18 protein-coding genes and 3 pseudogenes are annotated in these 21,720 nt (G+C 64.6%); 9 read left to right on the plus strand and 12 right to left on the minus strand.

Annotated elements, in window-relative coordinates:
* The first annotated feature begins 74 nt into the window (after nt 1–74).
* The 3 genes and pseudogenes from MMSP_RS13555 to MMSP_RS13565 all read left to right on the plus strand — a co-directional run bounded on the left by MMSP_RS13555 (nt 75) and on the right by MMSP_RS13565 (nt 4,676).
* Nucleotides 75–1,916: an ABC transporter ATP-binding protein gene (locus MMSP_RS13555; RefSeq protein WP_020787072.1), complete on the plus strand. Its 1,842-nt coding sequence runs from the start codon at nt 75–77 to the stop codon at nt 1,914–1,916.
* 179 nt (nt 1,917–2,095) lie between these two features.
* Nucleotides 2,096–4,171, plus strand: a pseudogene (locus tag MMSP_RS13560) (ABC transporter ATP-binding protein).
* A gap of 112 nt (nt 4,172–4,283) precedes the next feature.
* Nucleotides 4,284–4,676, plus strand: a complete 393-nt coding sequence (locus tag MMSP_RS13565; RefSeq protein WP_012394938.1) for a DUF1622 domain-containing protein — start codon at nt 4,284–4,286, stop codon at nt 4,674–4,676.
* A gap of 24 nt (nt 4,677–4,700) precedes the next feature.
* Here the strand turns inward: MMSP_RS13565 and MMSP_RS13570 are convergent, their stop codons facing one another.
* The 7 genes from MMSP_RS13570 to MMSP_RS13595 all read right to left on the minus strand — a co-directional run bounded on the left by MMSP_RS13570 (nt 4,701) and on the right by MMSP_RS13595 (nt 10,146).
* Entirely contained in the window at nt 4,701–6,377 is a 1,677-nt protein-coding gene (locus MMSP_RS13570) for an acetolactate synthase large subunit (protein WP_020787075.1), read from the minus strand.
* Nucleotides 6,377–7,036 (minus strand): RraA family protein, encoded by a 660-nt coding sequence (locus MMSP_RS13575; protein WP_020787076.1) that lies wholly within the window; start codon nt 7,034–7,036, stop codon nt 6,377–6,379. The genes MMSP_RS13570 and MMSP_RS13575 overlap by 1 nt, the downstream gene beginning before the upstream one ends.
* 31 nt (nt 7,037–7,067) lie before the next feature.
* The gene (locus MMSP_RS13580) at nt 7,068–7,739 is read right to left on the minus strand and encodes a hypothetical protein (RefSeq protein ID WP_020787077.1); all 672 of its coding nucleotides are present in this window, start codon (nt 7,737–7,739) and stop codon (nt 7,068–7,070) included.
* 12 nt (nt 7,740–7,751) lie between these two features.
* On the minus strand, nt 7,752–7,907 hold the full coding sequence (locus MMSP_RS28480) for a hypothetical protein (protein WP_020787078.1): 156 nt from the start codon (nt 7,905–7,907) through the stop codon (nt 7,752–7,754).
* 32 nt (nt 7,908–7,939) lie between these two features.
* Entirely contained in the window at nt 7,940–8,692 is a 753-nt protein-coding gene (locus MMSP_RS13585; RefSeq protein ID WP_020787079.1) for a flavodoxin family protein, read from the minus strand.
* Between the two features lie 526 nt (nt 8,693–9,218).
* Nucleotides 9,219–9,503 carry a zf-HC2 domain-containing protein gene (locus MMSP_RS13590; RefSeq protein WP_015356190.1) on the minus strand — a complete coding sequence of 95 codons (285 nt, stop codon included), beginning with the start codon at nt 9,501–9,503 and terminating at the stop codon, nt 9,219–9,221.
* Nucleotides 9,493–10,146 carry an RNA polymerase sigma factor gene (locus MMSP_RS13595; RefSeq protein ID WP_020787081.1) on the minus strand — a complete coding sequence of 218 codons (654 nt, stop codon included), beginning with the start codon at nt 10,144–10,146 and terminating at the stop codon, nt 9,493–9,495. Before MMSP_RS13595 ends, MMSP_RS13590 begins: the two co-directional genes overlap by 11 nt.
* A gap of 152 nt (nt 10,147–10,298) precedes the next feature.
* Between MMSP_RS13595 and MMSP_RS13600 the strand changes: the two genes are divergently transcribed.
* Nucleotides 10,299–10,817, plus strand: a complete 519-nt coding sequence (locus MMSP_RS13600) for a carboxymuconolactone decarboxylase family protein (protein WP_020787082.1) — start codon at nt 10,299–10,301, stop codon at nt 10,815–10,817.
* A gap of 137 nt (nt 10,818–10,954) precedes the next feature.
* Here the strand turns inward: MMSP_RS13600 and MMSP_RS13605 are convergent.
* Nucleotides 10,955–11,152 (minus strand): annotated as a pseudogene (locus tag MMSP_RS13605) (NAD-dependent epimerase/dehydratase family protein); the annotation flags it as partial.
* Nucleotides 11,153–11,576: 424 nt separating this feature from the next.
* On the opposite strand from MMSP_RS13605, the gene MMSP_RS26005 reads away from it, so the two are divergent.
* The 4 genes from MMSP_RS26005 (at nt 11,577) to MMSP_RS28490 (ending at nt 14,887) form a co-directional block, all read left to right on the plus strand.
* Nucleotides 11,577–11,990, plus strand: coding sequence for an acyl carrier protein (locus MMSP_RS26005; RefSeq protein ID WP_223161185.1), 414 nt, complete (start codon nt 11,577–11,579; stop codon nt 11,988–11,990).
* Nucleotides 11,991–12,428: 438 nt separating this feature from the next.
* A complete protein-coding gene (locus MMSP_RS13615; protein ID WP_020787085.1) occupies nt 12,429–14,042 on the plus strand; it encodes a fatty acyl-AMP ligase in 1,614 nt (537 codons plus the stop codon).
* A gap of 276 nt (nt 14,043–14,318) precedes the next feature.
* Nucleotides 14,319–14,534 carry a hypothetical protein gene (locus tag MMSP_RS28485; protein ID WP_020787086.1) on the plus strand — a complete coding sequence of 72 codons (216 nt, stop codon included), beginning with the start codon at nt 14,319–14,321 and terminating at the stop codon, nt 14,532–14,534.
* A gap of 17 nt (nt 14,535–14,551) precedes the next feature.
* Nucleotides 14,552–14,887, plus strand: coding sequence for an ABC transporter permease (locus MMSP_RS28490; RefSeq protein WP_235065746.1), 336 nt, complete (start codon nt 14,552–14,554; stop codon nt 14,885–14,887).
* A gap of 146 nt (nt 14,888–15,033) precedes the next feature.
* On the opposite strand, the gene MMSP_RS13630 is transcribed toward MMSP_RS28490, so the two are convergent.
* Nucleotides 15,034–15,945, minus strand: a complete 912-nt coding sequence (locus MMSP_RS13630) for a TIGR01777 family oxidoreductase (RefSeq protein WP_020787088.1) — start codon at nt 15,943–15,945, stop codon at nt 15,034–15,036.
* A 4-nt stretch (nt 15,946–15,949) separates the two neighbouring features.
* A complete protein-coding gene (gene sucB / locus MMSP_RS13635; RefSeq protein ID WP_020787089.1) occupies nt 15,950–17,680 on the minus strand; it encodes a 2-oxoglutarate dehydrogenase, E2 component, dihydrolipoamide succinyltransferase in 1,731 nt (576 codons plus the stop codon).
* 228 nt (nt 17,681–17,908) lie between these two features.
* On the opposite strand from sucB, the gene MMSP_RS13640 reads away from it, so the two are divergent.
* Complete coding sequence (locus tag MMSP_RS13640) at nt 17,909–19,693, plus strand: SDR family oxidoreductase (RefSeq protein WP_020787090.1); 1,785 nt, start codon at nt 17,909–17,911, stop codon at nt 19,691–19,693.
* A 4-nt stretch (nt 19,694–19,697) separates the two neighbouring features.
* Here the strand turns inward: MMSP_RS13640 and MMSP_RS28495 are convergent.
* Nucleotides 19,698–20,041 (minus strand): annotated as a pseudogene (locus MMSP_RS28495) (aminopeptidase).
* Between the two features lie 114 nt (nt 20,042–20,155).
* Nucleotides 20,156–21,715, minus strand: a complete 1,560-nt coding sequence (locus MMSP_RS13645) for a leucyl aminopeptidase (protein ID WP_020787091.1) — start codon at nt 21,713–21,715, stop codon at nt 20,156–20,158.
* Between the last annotated feature and the right edge of the window lie 5 nt (nt 21,716–21,720).

Below are 21,720 nucleotides of genomic sequence, written 5' to 3' on the forward strand. Positions count from 1 at the left end.
TTTCAGAATCCGCCAGGGCGCGCCGCTGACGCTGTGGTTGACCGCACCACTGGATGCATCGGAAGGACGCCGCAGTGATCGCTGCCCAACCCGGACCGGGCGTGCCAGCCAGCGATACGGCGCTGCGGCGCCTGGTCAGCCACGCCGCGCGGCGCAGTTCTACCGCGACCACCGCGCTGAGGCTGGTGCGGCGGTGCGTCGCTGGTAATCCCCGCCTTTTGGCGGCGGTCACCGCGGTGCAGCTGGTCGGCACCCTGGCGGCGTTGTACTTGCCGGCCGTCGACGCCAGGATCATCGACCGCGGCATCGCCCAGGGGGACACCGCCACAATCATCAGGCTGGGGGCGGTGATGCTGGCCGCCGGCGGAATTCAGCTGCTCTGCTCGGTGGCCGCGGTCTACCTCGGCTCGCTGGTCAGCATGGGGTTCGGGCGTGCCCTGCGCCGGGAGCTGTTTGACCGGGTGACCGGTTGGTCGATGCTCGAGGTGTCCAGGTTCGGAGCCTCCTCGCTGCTGACGCGCACCACCACCGACGTACAAACGATCGAGTCGACGCTGCAGCAGTACATCACGACGCTGATCGCAACCGTGATAACCGGCATCGGCGGGGTCGTGATGGCGGCGCACGAAGACGCCGCCCTGTCCTGGGTGCTGTTGGTGGCGGTTCCGGTGTTGGCGGCGCTCACCTCATGGATCATGTCGCACCTGATCGCCCACGAGCGCGGCCTGCAGAAACTCTTCGATCGAATGAACCAGGTTGTACGCGAACAGCTTTCGGGCATCCGGGTGGTCCGCGCCTGCGCTCGCGACGGGTTCGAACGGGGCCGGTTCGGCCAAGTCAGCGCCAGCTACTCGCGGACCGCGCTGGCCGCCGATCGGTGGCAGGCCCTGCTGGCGCCGGTTGCCACCCTGGTGATCAGCTTGTCCAGCGTTGCGCTGGTCTGGTTCGGCGCGACGGCCATCGACGCCGGCCAGATGCGGGTGGGGCAGCTACTCGCTTTCATGCTGTATGCGATGCAGATCTTGGCCGCGGCGTCGATGCTGTCGAAAATACTGGCCAACATGCCGGCGGCGGCCGCCAGTTTTGAGCGGATCAATGAGGTGCTATCGACCGACGCCGGCCTGGCCTCGACACCGGCCCGAGCCGACCATGGTGGGGGCGCGCCCGCCCGCAATGATGCCGTCATCGGATTGCACAACGTGAGTTTCGGCTATCCCGACGCGGACCGGGCCGTGCTGCGTGACGTGTCGTTCACCGCCGCGCCGGGCAGTGTGACGGCGATTGTCGGCGCCACCGGTTCGGGCAAGTCGACGATGATCTCACTGCTCACCGGGCTCTATGACGTTACCGGTGGATCGGTACGGGTGAACGGAGTCGACGTGCGCGACTGCGATCCCGAACAGCTGCGCTCGATCGCGGTGGTCCCTCAGGGCGGATACTTGTTCGCCGGGTCGGTTGCCGACAATCTGCGCTACGGCAAGCCCGACGCCACGAACGCCGAGATGTGGGAGGCGTTACGCATCGCGGCCGCCGACGGATTCGTGGCCGCCCACCCCGACGGCCTGCAGATGCCGGTTGCGCAGGGCGGTGTCAATCTCTCCGGTGGCCAGCGACAGCGGCTGGCCATCGCCCGCGCCGTCATCCGCCGGCCCTCGGTGTATCTGCTCGACGATGCCTTCTCGGCGCTGGATGTGCGCACTCAGCGTGATGTGTGGGCCGCACTGCGCGCCAGTTGCCCCGACGCGGCGGTCATCACGGTGTCGCAGCGAGTTGACGCGGCGGCCGAAGCGGACCAGGTGATTTTCCTGCACGGCGGCTCGGCCACCGGCTCACGCGCCCCAATGGACGCCCACGAGTCGCTGCTGGCCGATTGCCCGCGCTACGCCGAGTTCGTCGCGGCCCAGGCCCCGGCATAACCCGGACACGTCCCTGAACCGTCTTGAACCGGCCTGAACCGGTGTCGAGCCGGTCCAAGGGGATCTGCCACGCGAAACCCGGCGTCTCAAGAATGCATGCAGAAGCCGACAAGGGACACGTTCGACGCTGGTGGCGGCGATAAGCGAATTCGGTCATCGAGCTGGGGAGGGACGTGACAGTGATCGGCCACCAACATTGGCCCCGGTTCCGGCGGGGGTGTGCCGCCGTACCGGCACGGCGCGCCGGGACCGCCGCACTTCTGTGCAAACGGCTGCTGGCCAGTCGGGGCCTGATGGCCGCCGTCGTCGTGCTGGCCATCGCGGGCGCCGCGATCGATGTGATTGCGCCACGGCTGCTCGGGCACGCCACCGATCTGCTGTTCGCCGGGATGATGGGTCGTCAGCTGCCCGCCGGCACGACCAAGGAGCAGGCGGTGTCGGCGGCATACGCGCGGGGCGACGGCACCGTCGCGCACCTGTTGTCCACGATGGACGTGGTGCCGGGCGTGGGTATCGACTTCACCGCCATCGCCCACACCCTGCTGGTGGCCGCGGCCCTGTTCTGCGTTTCCGCATTGCTGGTCTCGGTCCAAGCCCAGCTGCTGAAGATCGCAATCCAGAAAATGATGGAGCGCCTGCGCACCGAGCTCGAGGAGAAGCTGCACCGGCTCCCACTGTCCTATGTCGACGCGCACCGGCACGGCGAGCTGCTCAGCCGGGTCACCAACGACATCGATACCGTTCAGATGGCTCTGAAGCAGACCGCGAGCGCGCTGCCCACCACGGTGCTGACCGTGCTGGCGGTACTGGTGATGATGGTGACCATTTCCCCGCTCCTGGCGGTGCTCACGATGGTCACCGTGCCGATATCGGTGCTGGCGAGTCGCTTCCTCCTGCAGCGCTCCAAGCAACTACGGGTGGCCCGGGCCGCCGATATCGGTCGGCTCAACGCGGCGGTCGAAGAGATCTACAGCGGGCTTGCCGTGGTCCAGGCTTTCGGCCATCAGACACCCGTGCGCGAACAATTTGCGCAGATCAACGACGATGTCTACCGCACCAGCTCGGGTGCGCAGTTCATCTCGGGGCTGATCTCTCCGGCCACCACGTTCGTCGGCAATCTGGGCTACCTGGTGGTGGCGGTGGTGGGCGCACTGTAGGTGACGTCGGGCAGCCTCAGCCTCGGCACCATCGAGGCATTCATCCAGTACGTGCGCCAGTTCAACCAGCCGGTGACCGACGTCGCGACCAGGTACGACGTGTTGCAGGCCGGGTTTGCTTCCGCGGAAAGGGTTTTCGAGCTGCTCGATGCGCCTGAACAGCAAGACGACCCGGGCCTCGAGTTGCCCGCAGTCGGTGCTGGGGGTGGCCGGGTCGAATTCGACCAGGTCAACTTTGGCTACCAGCCGGGCAGGCCGGTGCTCGAGGATCTGTCCCTGGTGGCCGAGGCGGGCAAGACGGTCGCGATCGTTGGGCCCACCGGGGCGGGCAAGAGCACGCTGGTGAATCTGTTGATGCGGTTCCACGAGGTGGACTCCGGACGGATCCTGATCGATGGAGTGGACATCGGCACCGTCGACCGCGATTCGCTGCGCTCTCGGATCGGCATGGTCCTGCAGGACACCTGGCTGCTGGCCGGCACCATCGCCGAAAACATCGGCTACGGACGGCCCGAAGCCAGCCGCGAGGAGATCATCGCGGCGGCCAAGGCGGCACATCTGGACGAGTTCGTCTGTGGCATGCGTGACGGCTACGACACCTGGGTGAGCGAGGACGGCGGCAACCTCAGCGCCGGCGAAAAGCAGCTGATCACCATCGCTCGGGCATTTCTGGCGGGTCCGCAATTTCTCATCCTCGACGAGGCCACCAGTTCGGTCGACCCGGGCACCGAGGCCCTGATTCAGCAAGCGATGATCGAACTTCGGCGTGGCCGAACCTGTTTCGTTATCGCCCACCGTCTGTCGACGATCCGCGACGCCGACGCGATCCTCGTCATGGAGGCAGGGCGGGTCGTCGAACAGGGGACTCACCGACAGCTGGTGGCCCGGCGCGGCAGCTACTTTCAGATGATGCAGGCCGCCGGCATGTGCGTGGCGCCTCGGCCGGGACGGGCCGACGATGGCGGTGCACCGTGTTGCGACGGTGGGCGTCGGCACCCCCGGTCCCGGGTGAGCGAGGCGCATCACCGGCCGGTGAACATACCCCGGACCGCCCTGGGCCCCGGATTGCGTCGCGCACCAAGACGTCACATGTTCTGATCGGCGATTCCGTCAGGTGCCGAACGTGATTCGGCGCGGCAGGAATTCGGCGGACCGCGTGGGTAGTTGATGTGCTGTCACAACACCGGGCTACAGCGATACCCTGCGTGTAATGAGCTTCATCGAAACTGTCAGTCGGATAGGCATGGCCATCGACGGCATGGGCGTCGCGGTGATCATGCTGGGCGCGGTGGTCTCATCGGGGCTCTTCGTCGCCCACCTGCCGCGCAGGCCGGACCGCGCCTATCGGGAGTTCCGGCAAAATCTCGGGCGATCCATCCTGATCGGCCTGGAGCTGCTGGTGGCCGGCGACATCATCAACACGATCCTGGTGACTCCCAACGGGGAAAGCGTTGCCGCGCTAGCCGGTGTCGTGGCGATCAGGACCTTTCTGAGCATCTCGCTCACCGTCGAGATGACGGGTCGATGGCCCTGGCGGCAGCCGACGGTGTCACCGGAGACCACCGCCGCTGGGGGCCAACTCGACGCGGCTGCCGACAGCTAGCCAGCACGCCGGCGTGGCTGCCCGCTATCGTTGGCTGCCGGCCAGCAGCTTTTCGCAGTCCACCGAACGCATCTCCATCATCAGCGCCATGTTCTGCTGTGGGTCCACCGGCGCATCGATGATGTGGACACCGCCGGCCGCGGCGGCCTGATCGAGCACCTCGCGGAACCGGGCTGGATCATCCAACCGGTGACCCGTCGCCCCGTAACTGTGGGCGAAGCCGACAAAATCCGGATTGGTGAAGTCCACCCCGTACCTGCCGAAGCCATCGGACATCTGCTTGAGGGCGATCATGCCCAGACCATTGTCGTTGAACACGACGATGATCAGATCCAGCCCGAGGCGAACCGCCGTTTCCAGGTCTTGACTGTTCATGGCGAATCCGCCGTCACCGGTCACCACCACCACCTTGCGATCGGGATGAACCAGCTTGGCGGCGATCGCGGCGGGCAGGCTGATGCCCATGGACCCCAGCGCATGGTCGATCAGCATCGTGTTGGGCTGGCGCGCGTTGAAGTTGCGGGTCGCCCACATCATGTGGATGCCGTTGTCGAGCGACAGAATGTCATCGTCGGCCATGAAGTCACGCAGCGTGGCGATCAGGTACCCCTGTTTGGCCGGGAAAGACGTGTCGGTCGAGGCGCGTTTGATGCTGTCCTGCATCGCCTTTGCGAGTCGGTGGAAGCCAACGTGGTCCCACGCCGGATTGGGGCAGAGTTGCTCGGTCAGCCGGTGCAGCGCGTCTGCCATGTCGCCGACGACCTGCGCCTGTGGGAAGTAGCTGTTGTCGCCCTGGGCGGCGAACGGATTGAGGTGGATGACCGTGCGCCCGTCGTAGGGTTGCATGAAGAAGGTCGGCTTCTCCAGGACGTCGTGACCAACGTTGAGAATGACATCCGCCGTCGTGATGGCGCAGTTGGGATAGTCACCCGGCATGATCGAACAACTGAGATAGCGTGGATCGTCCTCGTTGGCGACGCCCTTGCCCATCATGGTTGCCACGAAGGGGATCTGGGTCTTCTCGATGAGCGCGCGCACCGCCGCCGCCACCGCGGGCCGATTGGCGCGGGTGCCGCCGCCGACCATGATCAGCGGCCGGCGGGCGTCACGGATCAACCGGGCCGCGGTCTCAATGCTGTCCTGCGTGGCTACCGGAATGTCGCCGTGCCAGCATGGGACCAGTGGCCCGAGTTCGGTTTCTCTGGCCACGTCGTCGGGAAGTTCCAGGTGCGCGGGCCCCTGACGCTCACCCAGCGCCGACATCATCGCCTGGCGCAGCAACGATCCGGCCATTGGTCCGGACGGGATCTTGGCGGCGAACTTGGTGATGGGCCGCATCACATCGACGACGTCGACAATTTGATACTGCCCCATGCGGTTGTCGCGCGCCGCCTTTTGGCCGGTGATGACGAGCATGGGCATGGCCGTCAGATAGGCGTGGGCCACCGGGGTGGTCAGGTTCATCGCGCCCGCGCCAAGTGTTGACATCGCGACAGCCAGCTTGCCGGTGAGGCGCCCATAGGCGGCGGCCGCAAAGCCCGCCGCCTGCTCGTGGCGGAACAGGATGAACTTGATCCGCCCGTCGTTGCGCAGCGCCTCCATGAAATGCAGGTTCTCATCGCCCGGGATCCCGAACACGTACTCCACGCCCTCGGCCGCAAGCGCCGCGACGATCTGTTCGCTGGTGTTCGACGGCGCCATCAGAGTTCACCGCTGCCCTGACGCAGCACCGTCTCGGGATCTTCGGATTTCAGGCTTTCCTTGACCTGGTCCATCTTCTTCATGATGTTGTGTGTCTTGGTCAGGATTGCCTCGGCCTGATCGCCGGGGATCACCACGGCCGTCGAACCCTTGGCGAAGATCACATCGCCGGGAACCACGGTGACGCCGCCGATCGCTACCGGAACGTCGGCCAGGTAGGGCTGGATCTCGTTACCGCCCCCGCGCGCCGTTTCCCCGTGACAGTAGGTCGCGAAGTTGTAGGTGCTCAGCTCCTCGAAATCACGCAGCATGCCGTCAGCGAGAATGCCTGCCATGCCGAGGTTTTCGACCCGACTGAGCTTGGTGCCGCCGCCGAGTGAAGTCTGGTGGTAGCCGTTGGATGCCATCACCAGCACGGCGCCGGCAGGGTCATGTTTGGCGACGGCACGGTAGATCGCCGGACCGAGGCTGTGCTTCTCCGGGTCCATCAGGTCCTTGCGTACCGGCAGAAAGGAAATGGTGACCGCGGGGCCGACGAGCACTCGGTCCGGGTCTGGGCTGTCAAGTTCGATGATGTGGGCGCGATGCGCATAGGTCATCATCATGGCGTCGACGACGTCGGCGACCCCGAGGCTATCCACCAGTTCGGTCAGCTGCATGACTTCGTCCTACCCTTCTATTCGAAAGCGGCTATTCGGTGGGCATCATGTTCAGCAATAGGCTCACCACCGGAATCATCCGCCCCATCGCGTTGGGGACCAGGTTTTCCAGCGAATCCTTCACTGCTGCCGCGATTTCGGGGTCAGGCGGCTCGGTCGGCCCGAGTGCACCACTGACCGTGACCCCCCGGCGTCGGCCGTCGGCGAGCACCGCGTCGATCGCCGTCAGCAGTGACCCGTCATCGTGCAGCGGGCGCAACGCGGCGTAGTAGAGCACCAAGAAGCCTGGCCAGTGCGCCAGGTTTCGCGGCAGGCTGACCTGCACGTCTTTGGCCTTGCCGCGGGCGCCGATCAAGTTGACCGTGCGCACCATCTCGGCCACGTGTGAGGGCATCTGATCGAAATTCAACCTCGTCGGGGCGGGCGTGCCGGCGCCGTGCCGCGGCGGTTGCTGGGCCGGGGGAGCGGCCGGTTGGCCTTGTCCGTCCAATCGCGCCATGATGGCCGAAAAGGAAACGATGTTGAGCGGATTGCCGCGGTCGTAGCCGATCAGCGCGGCACGGATCGCCGACTCACCCTCAGCGTTGATGCCCACCGACCGCAGGGCGGCCCGGCTGAACCGGGGGACTGTCGGCAGATCCTGCGCCTCGCGCAAGGCGTCCGCCTGCCCGTACACCGCGCCGTTGGTGTAGAGCGGTTTCATCGTTTCCCAGGTTCAGCGCAACCCACCCGGAATGGACGCGATGTTGCGCCAGATCAGATTGACGAATGACATTCCAAGCGTCTCGCGGATGTCCGCGTAGAGCTCGGCAATTTCACCCGTCGCCTCGGCCTCGCCGACGCTTGGAACCGGATCTCCGGACGGCTGCATGGCAAATTCCCTTATCTCCCAGGGATAGAAGATCAGTCCGGCATGTTCGCACGCATGTAGTCGATCGCAAGCTTCATCGCAGCCATCTTGACCTTGTTGCGTTCCATCATCTGTGCGTTCAGCTGCGCGATGTTGACGGAATATGGGTTCTCCCGCAACAGCTTTGCCGCGAGAAGCAGATTGGTGGCGGTCAGCTCGGCATTGCGGCGCACATAGGGCGACAGCTCGCCGCCGGCCTCGATATAGCTCGCGCCCGGACCTGCGTCACCGACCCAATACAGATCGGTGTTGGGTGGCACCGTCGCCCCGAAGTGCAGCAGGTTACCGAAAGTGTTGGCCACACAATCGTGGCTGCCGTCCTCATTGCCCGTCACCACGATGCCGGCCACCGACCCGTAGAGCGGGAACTGCCCGGTTTTTTCGCACATCACCGTCTTCGTGGTGCCGTCGAGGCGCTCGATCACTCGCTGCATGACCGACGATCGCACACCCATCCAGATCGGCATGGCGGGCACGATGATGTTGGCACGCTTGACCTTTTCCAGGATCAGCGGCCACTCGTCGCCGTCCCCCTCGTCATTGCCGACTCCCGGCTTGACGTCGTAGTCGACGACTCGGACTATCTCGGTCTCGATGTCGGGCTCGTGGGCCTTGAGCCGGTCGATAAGCAGATTGCACAATGCTTCGGTATTCGATACTTCCGGGCCCTTTTTCAGGGTGCAGTTCAGAAAGAGCGCGTAGAGCGGCCCTTCCTTTTTCATCTCGTGGAAAATCGAGGATGCCACGCGCGTCTCCGTTTGTTCATTTAGCTGGCCACAGGGATGCGTACCGAGAGCGAAGATTACACGATTTGGGGCGTTGCAGGGCCGTCGTCAACCAATTAAATTTTTGGCGCACAGCAACGATGATGCCCCGTGGTCCACCGGGAAGTGAGGCCCCCGGCGGGCGGGTGCGGACCAACTCCATCTGGGTCGGCCGCGCGCCGCGGCGCTGCCGGTCGCAGCAGTCAAAGCCGTTGGACCATAGCGTGATTAGAACTCCGTTCTGGAGCACATCCATCAGTGGATGCTCGGCGCTGCGGCGTGATCGCCCGGCCGGCGAACCGCTCACCGATGCCAGCGCACTTTGGAGATGGCGAACGGTCCGCCCCTCGGTGGTCCGGACAAATCCCGCCCAGGCTGGATCCCCCGCACCGAGGCGGCTGGATTGAACGACGTTTCACCGTCAGTTGACGGCCGGGACCACAATCGCGGGGTGACCGTGGCAGTCGGCGAGATCCGCGAACCCGGTCACCGCACAGCGGGGGCCACGCTACAACGTTGAATCCCGACCGAGGCGGTCGAACTCGGCCAGCAACGCGTCGAAGTTGGCCGGCCGCACCTCTACCGACTCATCTCGCGTGGTTGCGGCGATTCGGATAGTGCGCCGGATCTGGTCCACATAGACGCGGCACGCCTGGCACCCTCTGGTGTGCTGTTCGAACCGGTCCAGGTCAGACTCGTCGAGCGCATCCTCGAGATAGTCGGTCACCAGAGCCACCGCGTCCGAGCAGGTAATACGTAGTTCGTTGGAGATGAAGTCGCCATCAGTGGTCATGGAAATACTCCTCCAGTATTGCGCGCAGGGCGGTGCGGCCACGGTGCAGCAGGACCCGCTGATTGACCGCTGAAATGCCCAATGCCTCAAAGGTTTCCTCGCTCGACCACCCCTCGAGATCGCGCATCGCTACCACCTCGCGTTGAGCGCCGGGCAGCTTCTGCAGCGCTTCGACTACCACGGAGCGAACCTCTGCCGACAACAGTCTCTGCTCGGGCAGTAGGTCCCATCGGACCGGCACATCACGCCAATGGTTGGGTCCTAGTTCGGGATCGATCAGCCGCTCGGGATCGACGGATGGACGTGGGTCGACCTCGGGTCCGGCGTTCGCGAAGGGCACCGTATTGGCTTCCTTACGGGCCAGCGTGTTCACCTGGTTGAGCACGACCCGGAACATCCAGGTTCGAATGCTGGCCCGACCTTCGAACTTGCCGATGGAGCGCACCGCCGAGACCCACGCGTTCTGGACCGCGTCCTCGGCTGTCGCCCGCGATACATAGATGCTGGCCAGCCTGACCAGCGGTGCGTGAAGTGTTTCGACCAGGGCGCGAAACGATTGCCCGTCGCCGGCCTGCAAAGCAGCGATCAGATCGCTTTCGGTTGCCCATCGATCATCGACGATGGTTCGTTTGGGTACCGTCACTGGTGTTGAATCCTCACTCCGCCGACAGAACCTTGCGCCTGCGGTGTAACGCCGCAGGGGTTGTCGGTGTCCAAGCAGTACCCGTCGTGCTTGCGGCGGCGGGCCGGAAACAAATCGACACCTATGGAGGAATAGTGAGCACTCTGCCCCTCGTGACTGAGGCCGACGCAACACCCGAACAGGCGACAGCGCTTGCGGCGGTGAAGCAAGCGTTGGGTTCGGTCCCCAATCTGACTCGCGCGATGGCCAATAGCCCCGCACTTCTGCATGGCTATCTCGGGCTTGCCGGAAGCCTCGATGGCGGCACTTTGCCCAGGTCCACCCGTGAGCGCCTGGCAATTGCCATCGCCCAGTCCAATACCTGCTCGTACTGCTTGTCGGCGCATACCTACACCGGACAGAGACTGGCGGGTCTGGGCGCCGAGCAGGCGGCGGCAGCACGCAAGGGCGACGCGGACGACCCAAAGGTGGCGGCCATTCTCGCGTTCGCCGTGGCGGTCAATGAGCAGCGCGGCCGGATCGATGAGTCCGAGCTTGCCGCGGTGCGTCATGCTGGAGTCAGCGACGCCGAGATCGCCGAGGTCCTCGGTCATGTGGCGCTTAACGTGTTGACCAACTACTTCAACAACGTTGCGGGCACCGAGATCGATTTTCCGCGGGTGTTGGCGTAGTTGATTGGGCGGCTTGGCGGTAGCCCGCCCTGTTGGTGGGTTCCGCCGAGCGTGCTCGCGGTGTTCGGAGTTGTGCTAGATCTGGTCGCGGTGGGCTGTGGCGTGGCTCAACGCTTCACCAATTATGTTGTGGTGGAACTGATGACGACGTCGACATCGGCGAGTGCGTCACGATCGAACTCGCCGCTCTCGGGGCTCCAGTGCAGCTCTTCGGAATTGGCTGGTGCTCGGTGGACGATCCGAAGCACGCGGTGATCGGCCACGCGTAGTGCCGCTGCCAACGCCGAGCCGATCAAGCCGGACGAACCCGTAATGGCGGCAACGGCTTTGCCCACGCTCTCGGAGCCCCAGGTTGGCCTCGAAAGCTCCCTTTGGCAGGCGGTGCTGTCCTTGGACCGAAGCCGATGAGGAGTTGTCTCGTCGACGATCTCCGCCTCGGGCAGTGTCGCCAGTCAGGTCACGCGCAGCGACGGGAGCGAGCATCGTGATGTGTTCGGTGATTTCGGTTTTGAGGCCAGCAATCTCGGTGGTCAGCATCCGCTACGGGTGGCCGATGAGTCGGGCTGACATCGTCGCTGGCCCGGGGCCGGACACCGGCAGAAACGGATACGCTTTGATCCCATCGGCGGGCGGCTTGGAAGTTTGGTAACGAGGATTCTTTGGCGAATCCGTAGTATCATAAAACTCCTGAATGCACTGCCATAGTAGACACCGGATAATCGAGTTGTCTGATTAGCGTTGTGGCAACGTATTCATTAGTTGCCGGAAATTGTCGGATTAAGCGATGGCGTGGAAGCCGGGCTTGATGATGGAGGACGCGTCGATTGCCACGCAAGCGTAGCGCGGCAATCGATCGAAGATTTGAGTTGTGTTGGATTTGTCGGTGCGACGCTGGGCGTTGGTGGCTTGTCCGCGGCCAGTGCTATCGGAATGGTCGCCTCGGCAACGATGATTGGGGCGGGATTGTCTAATATCGACAGTGGTGAATTGGACGAGCGGCAGCTCGCAGATTGGTTGATTGGAAAAGTCGGCCTGTACCTCAACATGTCTCCGGGCTCGGTTGACGTTGATCTTCCGTTGCCTGAATGTGGAATTGACTCGGCTATGAGTCTGTCTTTATGTGCTGATCTTCAGCGTGAGCACGGTATCGAGGCAGATGCGACCATCGTCTGAGACTATCCGACGATCCGTGCGATGGCTGCGCATCTGATATCCGGCGAATTTTGACACAGATCGCGAGGTGCGCGGACGCATCCTAGGCCCGCTGAAGAAATCGTGGCTACTCCGAGGTTCAGGGCCGTTACTAAGAGTGAATATTTGGGAAAGTTGTTGTGCGGGCAAGCCGTGCTGGGTTTTGTCGCGGGAGAGTGAAGTTGCGCTCGTATGGTTTGTTGCGATTGCGGGTGTGTGAGTGTCGGGTTCTGAATGGTGGTGTCGCTTTCGGGAGTGTAGTGGTGTTTCTGTTGCTCGTTAGATTGGGCTGGCCGGTGTTGCGTCCACCGATCGGATCCGCCGGGTAAGCGGTGGGGTGGGGAATCGCGCGTTATGTGGCGATGCGGCCTGTGTCGATAACGTTTGCCGAGTAAAGGAGTTTTTGTCTTGAGTAGTAGGTTGGTCCGTGAAATTGGTGCCGCTGCCGAGTCTTCCCCGAACGCTCTTTATGTCGGTTCGGTCGATGCTCCCCGAGAGATAACTTTGCGTGCGGTTGAGGAACAGGCCCATGGCATGTCAAACAGTTTGGCAGCCAGGGGGATTGGTTGTGGCGACACCGTCGCGGTGCTGGCGGCGGAGGCCTGCGATGTGGCGCCGCTGGCTCAGGCACTGTGGCTTCGTGGTGCCGCACTGACAATGCTGCAGCAGCCGACTCCGCGGAGTGATCTCGCGGTGTGGATCGCCGATACCGTACGTGCATGCCGGATGCTAGGTGCCGCGCTGGTGGTCGTGGGTGATCCGTTTGAGATGGCCGCGGATGCTCTGGCCGCGGAGGGACTCCTTGTCTGCGCTGTGGGCTCCTTGCGTGGCACGGGTCCAGCCGCTGTTGTGGATACCAACGACAACGACATCGCGATGCGCCAACTCACCTCGGGATCGACCGGGATCCCGAAGGCGGTGGAAATCAGCCACGGCAATCTTGTCGCGAACATCGACGCGTCATGTCAGGCAGTCGGTATCACCGTCGATACGGTGATGGCCAGCTGGCTACCGCTGTGTCACGACATGGGGATGGTCGGGTTCATCTGCATACCGATGAAAACGGGAAACACGGTGGTGGTGATCCGAACTGACGAGTTCCTGCGCAGACCCATCGTCTGGGCCGAGATGCTGAGCAAGTTCCGGGCCAATGTCACCGCCGGGCCCAACTTCGCGTATTCGGTGTTGGCGCGCGTGCTCGAACGGGCCGACCCAGAATCGATCAATCTGTCGGCCCTTCGCGTGGCGGTCAACGGAGCTGAGCCGATCGATCACCGTGATCTGGAGAACTTGGCGACCGTGGGGGCGCGGTTCGGTATGGGTTCGGGCGTGCCAACGCCATTCTATGGGCTAGCGGAAGCCGCGCTAACGGTTTCGGCTGGTGCATTCGGCGCGCCGGCCGTCGTGGATTACGTTTCCCGGCAGCGTCTTTCGGAAGATCATTTCGCAAAACCTGTCGCCGCAGATGCCCAGGGCGCGCAACCTGTGGTTTGCGTTGGGCTGCCCATTCCCGACATGCAAATCCGCATCACCAGAGATGGGCAGCTGCAAGACGCCAGAAAGGTAGGCGTCATCGAACTCTGCAGTCCCTCGATCGGTAAGCGCTACGTCACCGTGGACGGCACCATACCGTTGGTCGACGACGCGGGCTGGTTTGATACGGGAGATCTCGGCTATCTCGATGAGCTGGGACGGCTTTATGTCTGCGGTCGTGCCAAGGACATGATCGTGCTGGCTGGCCGAAATCTCTATCCCCACGACATCGAACGTGCCGCCGCAAGTGTCGAGGGCGTACGCAAAGGATGCGTAGCGGCCCTGCGGCTGGACACCGATCGCGAAGGTTTCGCGGTACTGGCCGAAGTCTACGATCGGTTCGACGAATCTGAGCTGACCCAACTGCGACGAGCGATCGCAGCGCGCGTCAGCAGTCACGTCGGTCATGCGCCGCGTGAGGTGCGGTTGCTGGCTCCGGGTAGCTTGCCGAAGACGACGTCGGGCAAGCTGCGTCGGGAAGGCGCGCGCGCACTGATGTAACGGCAGCTGTCGCGGCTGGTGCCGCCAGGTGTATGCGCACAACGGCGCGTGGGCATCACGTCCGGATGCGTCGGTAGTGAGGGGCGGCCGGTGGCTCGGCAAGCTTGCCGGGGCAGACCGGCTCCGCTGAACTCTTCTTGGGTGATTTGTGTGTGTCAGTGGAGGAAGTTTTTGAGGTGGTTGGTGTAGGTGGGGGTGTGGTTGGGGTGGAGGACAGGGAACGCCGGAGCCCTGCCGGGTATCCAGGCGCAGGCGATAGTAGCGACAATAATACTTGTGGGGGCGGCGATCTCTGCGGATGTCGAAAATGACGTCTTTATCAGATTCCGTTCGCTTCCAATATCTAATTCCGCGCCGTTGATCGCGCGCGGCCTGGTCTCGCTGCTCTACGCGGCGATCGTATACATTCTGATCGGTATTAGTGGCATGCTCATTGGGTGGCGGATGCACGGCAGCCTGGCCGATGCTGTGCTGGCTTTGTGCTGGTACTAGTTTTCGGTGTCGGGTTTATGTGGCTGGGCATGGTGGTTGGCTTGATGGTCAGGACTGTGGAGGTAGTTGGTGCTGCGGTGTTCTTGATAACGCTGCCAATTATTTCCATATCGGGCTGCTTTGTGCCAACACAGCCTATGCCGCACGCGCTGCGCGTGATTGCCGAATGGAATCCGCTCTCATCCTTGGCGCTGGCATTGCGCAAGCTCACCATCGATGAGCCAATGGCGCCGCCAAGCGCGCAATTGCCACTGCATCATCCGGCATTGTCCACGCTGATCTATTCGATAGTTCTGACCGCACTATTGGCCCCTATCGCCATTCGCGCCTATATCCGCCGCACTTCCCTTTAGCCCTGCTGTTGAGCTGGTTGTGTGTCTTCGGCATGACGCGCAGGGGCCGATCGGTCCGTTTGCGCAGTAGTCGGTGGGGCGACTTGGCGCCTGGCCCGCCCTGGTGGCGGGTTCCGCCGAGCATGCTCGCGGTGTCCGGAGTTGTGCTAGATCTGGTCGCGGCGTGCTGTGGCGTAACTCAACGCTTCACCAATTGTGTTGTGGTGAAACTGGAAACCGGCTTGCTCGAGTGCGGTGGGGATGGCGCGTTGGCCTATCAGCAGGCCTTCGTCGGCGAACTCGCCGAGGGCGGCGCGCGCCGCGAAACCGGGCAGCATCAACGGGGTTGGGCGGTTTAACGCGCGTCCGAAGGCGGTGGTGAATTCGGCATTGGTTACCGGCGCGGGCCCAGCCATGTTGACCGGGCCTGACAACGTCGGGTTGGAGATGGCGAACAGCAGCGCGCGCACCTCGTCTTCGAGGCTGATCCATGCCATGTACTGGCGGCCGTTGCCCAGCCGGGCGCCGAGTCCCACTGAGAACGCCGGGCGCAACGGGCGTAGGGTGCCTCCCGTCGGGGCCAGCACCAGGCCGGTGCGCGCCAATACGACCCGGGTGCCGGCGTATTGGGCGGGTAGCGTGGCGGCTTCCCAGTCCACGCACAGCTGGGCGAGAAATCCCATTCCGGCTGGGTCGTTTTCGTCGACCACCCGGTCGCGGGTGTCCCCGTAGTAGCCCACCGCGCTGGCGTTGATCAAGGTGGGCACGCCGGCGTCGGCGACGGCGCTGGAGAGCACTTCGGTGGGTGTGATCCGGCTATCGCGCAGGCTCTGTTTGAAGGCGCCTGACCAGCGGCGGCGGCCGATGCCGACGCCACACAGGTTGATGACGACGTCGACATCGGTGAGTGCGTCGGGATCGAACTCGCCGCTTTCGGGGTTCCAGTGCAGCTCTTCGGAATTGGCCGGAGTTCGGCGCACGATCCGAAGCACGCGGTGATCGGCCGCGCGTAGTGCCGCTGCCAACGCCGAGCCGATCAATCCAGACGAACCCGCTATGGCGACAACGGCTTTGCCCACGCTCTCAGAGCCCCAGGTCGGCCTCGAAAGCTCCCTCTTCGAGGCGGTGCTTGATGGTGGTGAGGAAACGTCCCGCATCAGCACCATCGACCAGGCGGTGATCGTAGGTCAGCGGGTGGTAGCACACGGAGCGGACGCCGATCGATTCGTTGCCGGTGTCGTCGACGACCACTCGCGGTCGTTTCACGATCGCCCCGGTACCCAACATGGCGGCCTGCGGCGGCACTAGAATCGGGGTATCGAACAAGGCGCCCTGGCTGCCGATGTTGGTGATGGTAAAGGTGCCGCCGGACAACTCGTCGGGCTTGAGGTTGCCCGATCGAGCGCGGGCGGCGATGTCGGCGATCGCCCGTGCCAGCCCGGCCAACGACAGATCGCCGGCGTTGTGGATCACGGGGGAGAGCAGGCCCTGGTCGGTGTCGACGGCGAACCCGAGGTGCTCGGCGTCGTAGTAGGTGATCTCCTTGGTTTCCTCGTTGTAGCTGGCGTTGATGTTCGGGTGGATCTTGAGGGCGTCGATCACGGCACGGGCGATGAACGGCAAGAAGGTCAGGTTCACACCCTCCCGCTCGGCAAAGGACCCCTTGGCCCGGGCCCGCAGCGCCACGATCCTGGTCATGTCGACCTCATGGGTCTGAGTGAGCTGCGCGGTTGCCTGCAGGGATTCGCGGGTCTTGATCGCGGTGATCTGCCGAATCCGGCTGGCCTTCTGCTTGGTGCCCCGCAGGTGTGCCAGCGCCGCGGCCGCAGCCGGGGCTGCCGCCTTCGAAGGCGAGGCGGGAGCCGAAGCCTGAGCAGCCGCTGGCTTGGCCTCTAGTCGCTCTTTCTTCTTCTCGGCAGCGGCCAATACGTCTTGCTTGCGGATGCGATCGCCGACACCGGTGCCGGTCACCGAGTCGAGGTCGATGTTGTTCTCCTCGGCCAGTTTTCGGACCAGGGGAGTCACGTAGGGGGTGCCGTCGCCCGCACTTGGTGCCGGGGCGGCCGCGGGCTGCGGCGTTGCCGCGGGCGCAGGCTTGGGCTCGGGAGCCGCCTTGGGCTCAGGAGCGGCCTTGGTTTCGGGGGCCGCCTCGGGGGCGGGGGCCGGCTTGGACTCGGGCGGTGCGGCGGCCGCAGATCCGGAGCCGATCCGTGCCAACTCGCCGCCGACCTGGACGACGTCGTCCTCCTCGGCGGTGATGCTGAGCAGGACGCCGGCCACCGGTGACGGGATCTCGGTGTCCACCTTGTCGGTAGACACCTCCACCAGCGCTTCATCGACCTGAACCGAATCCCCGACCTTCTTCAGCCAGCGAGTTACGGTGCCCTCCGCCACCGACTCGCCCAGTTCGGGCATTAGCACCGGGGTCGCGTCGCCACCAGCAGCCGACGAGCCTCCGGATTGGGGTTTGGCTTCGGGTTGCGGCTCGGGCTCGGCCTCCGGTTCGGGCTGAGCCGCCGCGGCGGGCTCGGCCTCGGGCTCCGGTTGGGACGGCGCATCGCCGCCGCCACTCTCGGCCGCATCGCCGATGATGGCGAGCTCACCGCCGACCTCGACCGTGTCGTCCTCCTTGGCGACGATCTTGGTCAGCACGCCGGCGGCCGGCGAGGGAATTTCGGTGTCGACCTTGTCGGTAGAAACCTCAACCAGTGGCTCGTCGATCTCGACGGTGTCGCCCTCCTGCTTGAGCCACCGGGTGACGGTTCCCTCGGTGACGCTCTCACCGAGTGCCGGCATCTGGACTGAGAAGGCCATCGTTTTTGACTCCTAGATCGGTCGTCGGTAGGCATAGGCCGACCTCTGGCTTACCACACAGTCGTGCACCAGGTACGGAACCCAAGTTGATCTCGAAACCTATCCTGTCACTGTCGCTTGGTCGGCTCGCACCCAGGGCGTGGCGCTTGGCCCGCGGGGCTTGTGTATGGCGCTTGCTACGGTGTGGCGACTGATTGGCATAACAAGTCGCAGGTGGGCGGAGGTCCGATGCCGGCAACAAAACAAGCACCCCAGCAGTTCGTCGACAGCGCTGGTGGCGTGCGGATCGCTGTCTATGAAGAGGGCAACCCCGACGGCCCGACGGTGGTGCTCGTGCACGGTTTTCCCGACTCTCACGTGTTGTGGGACGGGGTCGTTCCGCGTTTGGCCGAACGGTTCCGGATTCTGCGCTATGACAATCGCGGTGTCGGCCTGTCGTCGGCCCCCAAGGCCGTTTCTGCCTACACCACAGCGTGTTTGGCCGACGACTTCGCCGCCGTCATCGAAGCGCTCAGCCCCGGCCAGCCGGTACACGTACTGGGTCACGACTGGGGTTCGGTGGCGATTTGGGACTACTTGACCCGCTCCGGCGCGGCCGATCGGGTCGCGTCGTTCACGTCGGTGTCCGGCCCGAGCCAGGACCAGCTGGTCAACTACATATTCGGCGGTCTGCGCCAGCCGTGGCGGCCAAAAACCTTTGCTCGCGCACTCACCCAGGCGCTGCGGTTGAGCTACATGGCGCTGTTCTCGGTGCCGGTGTTGGCCCCGCTGGTGTTGCGGGCGACGCTGTCGCGTGCCTCGGTTCGGCGCAACATGGTCGACAACCTTCCCCTCGACCAGATTCACCATTCCGACAACTTGGCCAGCGATGCCGCCAACTCGGTGAAGACCTATCCGGCTAACTACTTTCGGGCCTTTTCTCGGCAGTCGCGCACACGCGGCGTGCCGGTCATCGACGTGCCGGTGCAACTCATCGTCAACACCAAGGACCCCTACGTGCGGCCCTACGGGTACGACGAAACCGCGCGCTGGGTGCCGCGGTTGTGGCGCCGCGACATCAAAGCAGGTCATTTTTCGCCGATGTCGCATCCGCAGGTGATGGCGGCAGCGGTGCACGACTTCGCCGACCTGGTTGACGGCAAGCCGCCGAGCCGCGCTCTGCTGCGGGCCCAGGTTGGCCGTCCCCGCAAGTACTTCGGTGACACCCTGGTGGCGGTCACCGGGGCGGGCAGCGGAATTGGCCGGGAAACCGCCCTCGCGTTCGCGCGCGAGGGCGCCGAAGTTGTGCTCAGCGACATCGACGAGGCCACCGTGAAGGACACCGCCGCCGAAATCGCCGCGCGCGGTGGTGTTGCCCACCCCTATGTGCTCGATGTATCCGACACCGAGGCGGTCGAGGCGTTCGCGGATCAGGTCAGCGCCACGCACGGGCTGCCCGATATCGTCGTCAACAACGCCGGCGTCGGCCAGGCGGGGAGGTTCTTGGACACTCCCGCAGAGCAGTTCGACCGGGTGCTCGACGTCAACCTGGGTGGTGTGGTCAACGGCTGCCGAGCCTTTGGTCAGCGTCTGGTTGAGCGCGGTACCGGAGGCCACATCGTCAATGTGTCGTCGATGGCCGCATACGCCCCGCTGCAGTCATTGAGCGCCTACTGCACCTCAAAGGCGGCGACGTTCATGTTCTCGGACTGTCTGCGTGCCGAACTCGATGCGGCCGATGTCGGCCTGACCACCATCTGTCCCGGCGTCATCAACACCAATATCGTCAACACCACCCGCTTCGACGCGCCGCCCGGCAAAGGCGGCGACCAACTGGACGGCCGGCGTGGACAGATCGACAAGATGTTTGCGCTACGCAGCTATGGGCCGGACAAGGTCGCCAAAGCGATTGTGTCCGCCGTCAAGAAGAACAAGCCGATCCGGCCGGTAGCTCCGGAGGCCTACGCGCTCTACGGCATCTCCCGAGTGCTGCCCCCGGCGCTGCGAAGCACCGCACGCATGCGGGTCATCTGACGCGTCAGACGCTCGCCGCTGCACCTTCGGACCGCCGCGCGAGCACCGCGCCGGCTATTCCGCCGGCCCCGATGACCGCCAGCGGTATCGCCCACATGCCCCTGCTGGACACCGCCGACTGACATTGCGCGACGACGTCGGTGTGCGGGATGACCTGGTTGGGGATCGGTATGTTGGCGCCATTGCTGTTGTTTGCGTCCCCGCTGCGGACAGGTCAGCCACCAGGCCGCTGCCGCAAGACACGGAGCCGCCGTCGCCCTTGGATGCCGTCACCGGCACCAACAGCCCAATCGCGCCAGCCACCAAGAGCACGGCGGCTACGGCGATGATCAACCGTCGCACAGTCACAGTCCGGCCATGGGCCGCAGTATCGCCGTCGGTGACCGGACTAACCGCTGTGCTCCTTGGCTAAACCGGCGGTATTTGCGGTGGCAGGAGTTTCGCGATCTTCGCGCTGCGGGTTCAGCCGTTAGCCGCGATGTCCTCGAGCACCGCGAACATGGTGCGGGTCGGCACGCCGGTGGCTCCCTTGGGCGTGTAGCCCCAGGCGCTACCGGTGTTGTACGCCGGGCCGGCCACATCGATATGTGCCCAGTCCACCGCATCGGCGACGAACTCCCGCAAGAACACCCCAGCGACCAACATGCCGGCAAAGCGCTGCCCACTGACATTGGCCAGGTCGGCCACCGTGGATTTCAGGTCGTCCTTGAGTTCGTCCGGCAGCGGCATGGGCCAACCGTTCTCACCCACCTGTTGGGAGATCGCCGCGACCCGGTCGCGGAACTCGTCGCTGCCCATGACTCCGGGGATACGCGCACCCAAGGCCACGGTCTGGGCTCCGGTCAACGTCGAGGTCTCGATCAGATAGTCCGGGTTGTCCTCACACGCCCGAACGATGGCATCGGCCAGGATCAGCCGGCCCTCCGCGTCGGTGTTGAGCACCTCGACCGTGGTTCCGCCGTACTGCGTCAGCACGTCGCCGGGCCGCTGTGCCGTGGCCGAAGGCATGTTTTCGGCGATCGGCACCGTGGCGATCACGTCGATCGGCAACTCCAGCTGGGCCGCCAGCGCGACGGTCGCGATCACCGCGGCCGCGCCACCCATGTCCGAGGTCATGTAATGCATCGACGCGGCCGGCTTGATCGAGATCCCGCCGGTATCAAAGGTCACTCCCTTGCCGACCAGGGTGACCTTCTTGGCCCGTCTGGGGTTCTTGGCCAGCCGCGATCCCCGGTGGGTCAACCGCACCAGCCGCGGCGGGCGGGACGAGCCCTGACCGACACCGACCAGCCCGCCGTATCCGGCTTTTTGCAGTGCCTTCTCGTCGAGCACTTGGACTTCGAGTCCGACCGACTCGCCCAGAACTTTGGCCCGTCGCGCCAACTCGGCGGGATAGAGGTGGCTGGGCGGCGTGTTCACCAGGTCGCGGGCGGTGGCGACGGCGGTTGCCACGGCTGCACCGTGCGCGCAGTGCTTCCGGGCGTCTTTGGCCGTCGTCAGCACGGTGATCTTGTGCAGCCCGGCATCTTTGGGTGCCGTCTTGGCGCTACGGAAGGCGCTGAACCGATAGCTGCCCAGGATCAGACCCTCGACGGCCGCGGCGCAGACACCGTCGCCGGGCAAGTCCGCCAACGTGGTCACCACTGCCTTCGCAGTGCCGAGCGCACGCGCGGCAGCGCCGGCGGCACGACGCACCGCGTCCGGTGTCCACTCATAGCGGGGTTTGCCCAGGCCCACCGTCAGCACGCTGCTCACCGGAAGCGACGACACCACGAGCCGGTGCACCTGGTCACTGGCGCCGGTAGCGTCCAGGGCCCGCAGGCCCGCCTCGATCTCGGCGATCGCATCCGCGCTCAGGAATGGCTCCGCGGAGGCGACGACGGCGCCTGGCCGCTCGCCGGACTGCTCATCGTCGCCGGTCGAGACGACCGGCACGATCAGCACGGATGAACTCACACCACGCTTCGGCAACGAGGTGGCGACATGGACGGTGGGGATTTGGTCACCCGATTCGGCGGTCACGGGCA

The sequence above is a fragment of the Mycobacterium sp. 012931 genome, from assembly GCF_000419295.1.
Lineage (GTDB): Bacteria > Actinomycetota > Actinomycetes > Mycobacteriales > Mycobacteriaceae > Mycobacterium > Mycobacterium marinum.